This is a genomic window from Candidatus Margulisiibacteriota bacterium (assembly GCA_041650635.1).
GTDB lineage: Bacteria > Margulisbacteria > WOR-1 > JAKLHX01 > JBAZKV01 > JBAZKV01.
In genome coordinates this window covers 1-7,490 of sequence record JBAZKV010000037.1, presented here as the reverse complement: position 1 = coordinate 7,490, position 7,490 = coordinate 1, and the positions used below count along the sequence as shown (strand labels likewise).

At 50.2% G+C, this 7,490-nt stretch carries 9 protein-coding genes and 1 tRNA gene; 7 read left to right on the top strand and 3 right to left on the bottom strand.

Going from position 1 to position 7,490, the window contains the following annotated elements:
* From WC490_07900 to WC490_07870, 7 genes are all read left to right on the top strand, one after another.
* Positions 1-938: hypothetical protein (locus WC490_07900; protein ID MFA5098522.1), on the top strand; the 938-nt coding region annotated here is incomplete at its 5' end.
* A 72-nt stretch (positions 939-1,010) separates the two neighbouring features.
* Complete coding sequence (locus WC490_07895; GenBank protein MFA5098521.1) at positions 1,011-1,502, top strand: RNA polymerase sigma factor; 492 nt, start codon at positions 1,011-1,013, stop codon at positions 1,500-1,502.
* Positions 1,489-1,776, top strand: coding sequence for a hypothetical protein (locus WC490_07890; GenBank protein MFA5098520.1), 288 nt, complete (start codon positions 1,489-1,491; stop codon positions 1,774-1,776). Before WC490_07895 ends, WC490_07890 begins: the two co-directional genes overlap by 14 nt.
* 51 nt (positions 1,777-1,827) lie before the next feature.
* Positions 1,828-2,292 (top strand): Spy/CpxP family protein refolding chaperone, encoded by a 465-nt coding sequence (locus tag WC490_07885; GenBank protein MFA5098519.1) that lies wholly within the window; start codon positions 1,828-1,830, stop codon positions 2,290-2,292.
* Between the two features lie 14 nt (positions 2,293-2,306).
* Positions 2,307-3,536, top strand: a complete 1,230-nt coding sequence (locus tag WC490_07880) for a TolC family protein (protein ID MFA5098518.1) — start codon at positions 2,307-2,309, stop codon at positions 3,534-3,536.
* On the top strand, positions 3,533-4,474 hold the full coding sequence (locus WC490_07875; protein ID MFA5098517.1) for an HlyD family efflux transporter periplasmic adaptor subunit: 942 nt from the start codon (positions 3,533-3,535) through the stop codon (positions 4,472-4,474). Before WC490_07880 ends, WC490_07875 begins: the two co-directional genes overlap by 4 nt.
* Before the next feature lie 7 nt (positions 4,475-4,481).
* Entirely contained in the window at positions 4,482-6,449 is a 1,968-nt protein-coding gene (locus WC490_07870) for an ABC transporter permease (protein ID MFA5098516.1), read from the top strand.
* A gap of 2 nt (positions 6,450-6,451) precedes the next feature.
* Here the strand turns inward: WC490_07870 and WC490_07865 are convergent, their stop codons facing one another.
* The 3 genes from WC490_07865 to WC490_07855 form a co-directional block, all read right to left on the bottom strand.
* Positions 6,452-6,664: a hypothetical protein gene (locus tag WC490_07865; GenBank protein ID MFA5098515.1), complete on the bottom strand. Its 213-nt coding sequence runs from the start codon at positions 6,662-6,664 to the stop codon at positions 6,452-6,454.
* A gap of 41 nt (positions 6,665-6,705) precedes the next feature.
* On the bottom strand, positions 6,706-7,272 hold the full coding sequence (locus WC490_07860; GenBank protein ID MFA5098514.1) for a nitroreductase family protein: 567 nt from the start codon (positions 7,270-7,272) through the stop codon (positions 6,706-6,708).
* A 102-nt stretch (positions 7,273-7,374) separates the two neighbouring features.
* Positions 7,375-7,461: transfer RNA gene (locus tag WC490_07855), tRNA-Ser, on the bottom strand.
* Positions 7,462-7,490: the final 29 nt, after the last annotated feature.

Below are 7,490 nucleotides of genomic sequence, written 5' to 3'. Positions count from 1 at the left end.
GGACCCTGTCCAGCACCTCCGGCAATACGGTTTACTGGACAGCCCCGTCCACAAAAGGCTCTTACACTATCGTGGTGATAGTCAGCGACGGCTCGCAGTCGGTTTCCAACACCGTAACCATCTATGTAACCGACAGGACCTCCCCCATTGTCACTTCCGTTACGGCATCCCCTGCAACGGTAATAACTGGAGGCTCGTCCACGATCTCCTGCGAAGCGGTATCGCCTTATTCATCAGACCTTACATATACCTGGGTCGCGACAGGAGGAACTCTTTCAAGTTCCGGAGGCAAGATAGTTACCTGGACCGCTCCGACAACAACTGGGACATATACAATAACTGTCGTGGTCAGCGACGGGTCCACAACCACCTCAAACTCGACACAGATAACAGTGAACGACCCCGAGGACCCTGTGATCACGAACCTTAAGTCCACTCCGACTAAAGTTGCCATTAATAAAACTTCCGTGCTGACATGCGAAGCCTCGGACCCCAACGGCTATTCACTGGGCTATTCGTGGACGGCTTCCGGAGGTACTTTGCTCAGTTCAAACGGGCCGACGGTGGAATGGAGAGCTCCTTCCAGCGCTACGACCTCGGCAGTAAGCGTCACTGTTACGAACTCAAAAGCCCAATCCACAACAGGGAACTTGAACATCGTTTCTGTCGTTCCCGGCACACCGACGATAGAGGTCGTGACTTATTCCCAAACCACCGTAAGCGTGAGCAGCACGATAAGCATTCTCGTGACCGCCTCGGACCCGGACGGGCTTGACCTGACCTATTACTGGACCTGCAGCGGGGGCTCTTATACAGCCACCTCCAACAACACCGCCACCTGGCTCGCCCCTTCCGCAGCCGGGTCCTACAACCTGACGGTCGTGGTTTCCAACGGGACCAATACCGTTTCCAAAAGCCAGACTATTACCGTCAATTGACGGCCGATCAAAGCGGAACTTTTTTGGGCTCGGGCTTGTCCAACCGTATGTAAGGACCAGATCGGAGCAGCCATGGCCAAACCTGATTTTTCCCAAGCATATGAGGACAACAGAAAGAATGTCTGGAACCTAATCTCCAGGTTCGTTTTTACCGTCCAGGACCGGGAGGACCTGTTCCAGGAAGTATTCCTTAACATACACAAGGGGCTAAAGGGCTTCAGGGCGGATTCTTCCCTTGAGACTTGGATATACAGGGTGGCATCCAACACTGCCATAAGTTTTGTCAACAAAAAGAACAGGTATAAGTCGCTTGTCGATTTGCTGCACCTGGAAAGGCATGTTGAAGCAGAAAAGGAACAGGAAGCTGCCGACCTTGAAGAGCTCCTGCCGTTAAAGAAGCTGAACCCTAAACAGAGGATGATACTGCTGCTTTCGGATGTTGAAGAGAAGAAGCTTGAAGAAATCTCCGAGATCATGGGGCTTGCCCTGGGAACGGTAAAATCAAATCTCTTCCGGGCAAGAGAAATAATAAGAAAGGAAGTGGTAAAAAATGGCGGCATATAAAAATTATGAGGAGTACATAGCCAGGCTTAAATGCATCCGGACCGGCCTTGACGATCCAAAAATGCGTGTTCGCCTGGACACTGTTCTCCACCGTCAAACTCATTCAGCCCTCTGGCTGTCGGCAGGAATGGCAGCCATTTTGTTCCTGGGGTTAACCATGTATCTGAACTTTTCAAGGATCGAACGGTATGGAGCCGGCCCTTTCAGATCTTACATCTTTCAACCGTTGGAAACGACAAAACAGCCGGTCTTTAATTATCTATTTTCCGATTAACTGGAACCATTGCTATTTGACGCCTGTCAAATATTACGGGAGGAAAAAACGATGAGGAACAAATTGACGGCCCTGATGATCTCTTTGGTGCTCGCAACAGCGTTGAACACAGCCTCCTTTGCATTGGGCAGAGGGCCAGGCAGACCCTTTGGGGACCCAGGAGAGAGGATGATGGCAAGGATAGTGTCCGAGCTCGGGCTCAGCCGGGCGCAAAAGGACAAGTACCTGTCCATGGCAAAAGCATTGGAAAAAGAGGCGGGAACGACCCGTTCAAGGAACCGGGAATTGTTTGACAAGATAGGGACTGAACTTGCAAAAGACTCGCCCAACAGGGAACTGCTGTTCGGTTATATGCAGCAGATAAGCAAAAATGAGGACCAGATCAGATTAAAGAGAATGGACCAGATGATAGCTCTGCGCAAAGACCTTACAAAAGAACAAAAGGAAAAGCTCGAGGGCCTGATGAAACAGGGCCGCGACAAGGCTAAAAAATGGGACCGCAAAAAAGGAAAATGATATAATTGGCACAGATGAAAAAGTATTTTTCTGTTCTGGCGGCAACACTACTGCTTCTTACCCAGCCGGCACTTTTTGCCGAGACCTGGAAAGAGGTTGCCGCGCTTTGCAGGGTTAATAACAACAGCATATTGAGTTCGCAAAAGCAGATGGAAGCGGGCCGCTGGTCCTACTACAGAACCCTGGGCTCTTTCCTCCCCCAGCTTTCCGCCTCTGTATCCCTGGGAGAGAGCACCTCCGACACTTCGCCAAGGACCTCTTCAGACTCTTACGGCTTAAGCGCCACACAGAACCTGTTCAGCGGGTTTTCCGATCTGAACACTTCCAGAAAAGCCTTTGCTCAGCTTAAGTATTATGAATCCTCGTTCAACAAGACCCTTTCGGACTCTCTCTATGACGCAAGAAGCGCCTTTGTGGACATGCAGATCTCAAAGGAGAACATCTCACTTCAGCAACAGATCCTTAAGCGCAGAAAAGACAATAACGACCTGGTCCAGCTGCGGTACGAAAGCGGCCGCGAGGACAAGGGCAACCTGATGCTGACACAGGCTGACAAGCTGGACGCGCAGTATACCCTTGAGGCTTCAAAAAGGTCCCAAGCACTGGCGCAGATCAAACTATCTCAGGTTATCGGCAAAAGCATCGCAGAAGCTAAACTTGACGAAAATGTTTCAAAAAAAGTCCGCCCCGATTTTGACCGGCTGATAGAAACCGCCCCTTCTTATCTGATGGCCCAGTATACTTTGGAAAGCGCTCTTATCGACTCCCAGGCGGTCATCTCGGGTTTTTTACCTGCCGTTTCGCTGACAGGCAGCATCAGGAACAGCGGCAGCAGCTGGAGTTCGCTTGCACAGTCGAGGTCGTGGGCCATAAACCTTTCGTATCCGTTCTTTCCCGGAGGCACCAACATAGCCGATGTTTTCATAAAAAGGAACTCCCTGGAAAAAGCAAGGCAAGACTTTGAGAACACAAAAAAGCAGCTGAGGTACTCTGTAGAGGCCGCTTATATAGACCTGGAGAACAAATTGGAGGCGCTTGAAGTAGCTCAGTTCTTCCTAAAGACCGCGGCAGAGAGGGCGATGATAGCCAGGGCCAAATATATGAACGGCCTTATGTCCTACGACGACTGGGACAGGATAGAGAATTCCTATATCAACGCAGGAAAGAGCCTGTTAAGCGCCAAGAGGTCCGCCCTTCTTTCTGAAGCGGCCTGGTACAATTCATACGGAGGTTATATAGAATGAAACTTTTTAGGGTCATGTTTGTACTGTTTATCCTGACCTTTGCCTGCGCCTGCTCCAACGATAAAAAGGAAGAGCAAAAGACCGCAACCGTTTTCAAAGGAACTATCAGGGCCTCCATTCCTTCCACGGGAATAGTCACTCCAAGGAACAGGCTTGAGATCAAACCTCCAGTTGCAGGAAGAATAGAGACGATCCTCGTAAAAGAGGGGCAAACAGTAAGCAAAGGACAGGTCCTGGCCAGGATGAGCTCCAACGAACGCGCGGCTCTTCTGGATGCGGCAGCAGCAAAGGGTCAGGAAGAGGTTTCAAAATGGGAGGATGTCTACAAGGCCACGCCGGTCATCTGCCCTATCAACGGCTTTATTATACAAAGGCCGGTTGAATCAGGCCAGTCGGTCAATGTCAGCGACCCTATACTTGTAATGGCCGATAAGCTTATCGTAAAAGCACAGGTGGATGAAACGGACATAGGCAGGATCATAAAGGGCCAGCAGGTCAGTATAATCCTTGACTCCTACCCGGAAGAAATAGTTCCCGGAGCCGTAGAACATATAGCCTACGAATCAAAGACCATCAACAATGTGAATATCTACGAGGTTGATGTGCTGCCAAGCCATGTCCCCTCTTTCTTTAGGGCCGGGATGAGCGCCTCGGTCAATTTTATGATAAAAAGCAGACAGAACGCTCTACTCCTTCCATCGGAAGCCATAAAGACCAGGGGGAAAAATTCCTACGCTTTTATCAAGAACAAAACGGATAACGAACTGAAAAGCATACAGATACAAACGGGCATAGAAAGCTCCGGAAGCGTTGAGGTGGTTTCGGGACTGTCTGAAGGCGATACCGTCATCATACCGGACGCAAAAACAGCACAGCAGCTGATGGCCCCCTCTGGACGCAGGCCCGGGGCTGTAAACCCGTTCAGCAAGCAGAATTAAACAGACAATGGCGCTAATTGAACTAAGAGGGATCTCCAAAACCTACTGCATAGGCAACGCTCCCAAAGTGGTTGCCCTTGACAATGTAGACCTGAAGATAGAACCCGGGGAATTCGTCGCCATAATGGGCGCCTCCGGCTCCGGAAAATCGACACTGCTTGCCATTTTAGGGCTTCTTGACCGCTCGGACACAGGTTCTTACAAATTGGCCGGCTCCGAGGTCTCAAAGCTTTCCGACAAAGAATCTGCGATGCTGCGCAACAAGTTTTTCGGTTTCATCTTTCAGATGTTCAATCTCCTGCCCCGACTCAATGTTCTGACAAATGTCATGCTTCCATTTATCTACGCCCAGAGCAGGTCCTCCGGGGACGAAAAAAAGGTCAGGGAGGTCCTTGCACGGATAGGCATGTCGGACAGGCTCCACCACCTTCCGACAGAGCTCTCTGGAGGCCAGCAGCAGAGGGCTGCCATAGCTAGAGCGCTGGCTAACAAACCTCTTGTGATACTGGCCGATGAGCCTACCGGAAACCTTGATTCAAAGTCAACCGAAGAGATAATGGAACTTCTGGGCGAGCTCAACCGGGAAGGCAACACCATCCTCATGATAACCCATAACCCGGAATTGACGGAAAAAGTAAGCAGAGTCATCGTGCTTAAGGACGGAAGAATAATAAAAGATGAAAAAAAAGGCCGCCAGCAGGCTTCTGATGCGGCCTCCCCGGCTAACATAACTTCAAAGCTCAAAAGAGGACGCATAATCAGTTTTGAATCGGTAAAAGACTATGTACTGGAGGCCCTGTCCATTTTCAAGACCAATAAACTCAGGACCTTCCTTTCTATCCTCGGCATCCTGATAGGAGTTGCGGCCGTAATTGCAATGCTTGCCATCGGGCTCGGCGCTCAAAAGCAGGTGGAAAAAAGCCTTGCCTCCCTTGGCAAGAATGTCCTTATGGTGCGAACATCATTCCGGTCTGGGGGGATCTCGGCAGGAACCGATTCCGTAACCAGGTTCAGGTTCGAGGACCTTACCGCGCTTCAAAAGCTGCATTCCGTTGCAAGAGCGGTCCCATATGCAACGGGCAGGGTCCAGGCGGTACACTCCGCCAGGAACTGGAGAACATCGCTTACCGGCACCAACACCGACTATCAGCAGGTCAGGGATTCCTTTCCAGCCTCTGGAAGGTTCTTTACCCAGAACGAGATTGCCAGCAGGGCCAAGGTTGCCGTGATAGGCAAAACCGTGGCGTCAGAACTTTTCCCGCAGGAAGACCCTGTGGGCAAATACATTAGGATCAACCGCATCAATTTTGAAGTGATAGGCATCCTTCCGGAAAAAGGGGTTGCAGGGTTTAGGAATTCTGACGACCAGATAGTTGTCCCGGTCACCACTGCCATGTATAGAGTTTTAGGAGTCGATTACATAAATTACTTTGATGTCCAGGTAAGTGACGCGGAACTTATTCCCGAAGCCCAGGAAGAGATCACGGCCCTTATAGTTAAGAACCACCGCCTTCAGGAAAGCCAGTCCGATCAGATAGAGGTGCGCAATATGGCGGACATCCAAAAAGCAGCCAGCGAAATGATACGCACTTTTGCGCTGCTTTTGGGAGCAATAGCCGCGGTAAGCCTTCTGGTTGGCGGCATAGGGATAATGAACATCATGCTGGTCATGGTCATGGAACGCACAAGAGAGATAGGGCTCAGAAAGGCGCTCGGAGCTCAGAACACCGACATAATGCTTCAATTTCTTGTGGAAGGCATACTCATCTGCCTTATAGGAGGACTGCTTGGGATAGCCTTCGGAGCCGGCATCTCGTGGCTTGTTGCCTATTTTCTGGGCTGGACTATATTTATTTCGATGGACTCCGTTCTGCTTGCCTTTGTCTTCTCGGTGCTAACAGGACTCATCTTCAGCCTGTGGCCGGCCTGGAGGGCTTCAAACCTCCTGCCCGTCATAGCTCTAAGGTACGAATAGGACTATTTTTTCTTGCCCGACAGATAGGTGGCTTTTATCCAAGGCCAGTTAAGCGAGAAATGTATCGCTATCACTGTAAGAAGCAGCAGACCGTTAAGCTTGTGTATGCCCAGCACCCCAAAAGAAGGCGCCGATATCAACAGGGCTACGCTTACTATCTGTATCAAGGCCAGCAGGAACAGTACCGGGTTCAGATATTTCAAGAACGGGTTCATGATAGCTCCTTTCTGATCTTTTAGACAACATTCTAATATTATCAGACTGTTTTGACAACCTGCTTTTTCTTTTCAGGCGACGGAGGAAATCCGTCTTTTGGATAACCAAGAATTACCGGCCCAAAGACTTTTTCTCCCTCCTTAAGTTCGAGAAGGCCCTGCATATAAGGATCACCAAGCGCCAGCTGGCCAAAGAACACCCAGCAGCTGCCTATCCCGAAAGACCTTGCCGCCAGCATTATGTTTTCACAGACCATCGGACAGTCGTTTGGAGCGGTCATCCCGGGAGTACCCACAACAAAAACATAGACCGGCGCCCCGTAATATATGGGGTCCGCCATCATGGCATCCCTTTCTTTTCTCATTTCCTGAAGAACCGTTGGGGCATTTTTTATCCATTCTTTGTAGACGGTCAGATTCAGCTCCGCAAGTTTTTTCCTTTCGGCCTGTCCCTCCACAACCACAAATCTCCACGGCTGGACATTGCTGCCAGTTGGCGCCATATTACCGGCTTCGATTATTTTTTGGAGAATTTCTTTGGGAATAGGCTTGTCGGAATACTCTCGGACAGACCTGCGGGACATGATGTTGTCTAGCACTTCATTCATTGGGTTGCTCCTTACCATTTAAATCCCAGTGTGAGTTTGAGTGTGAGTCTTGAGTCATGAGCGCTCGAGCCTCAGCACTCACACTATTGCTCAAGACTTAAACGGAGGAGAGAGGATTCGAACCCCCGATACCCGTTAAGGTATAGTCGCTTTCGAGGCGACCGCCTTCAACCACTCGGCCACTCCTCCATTCGTTATTATATAACGCGTGGCGGCCA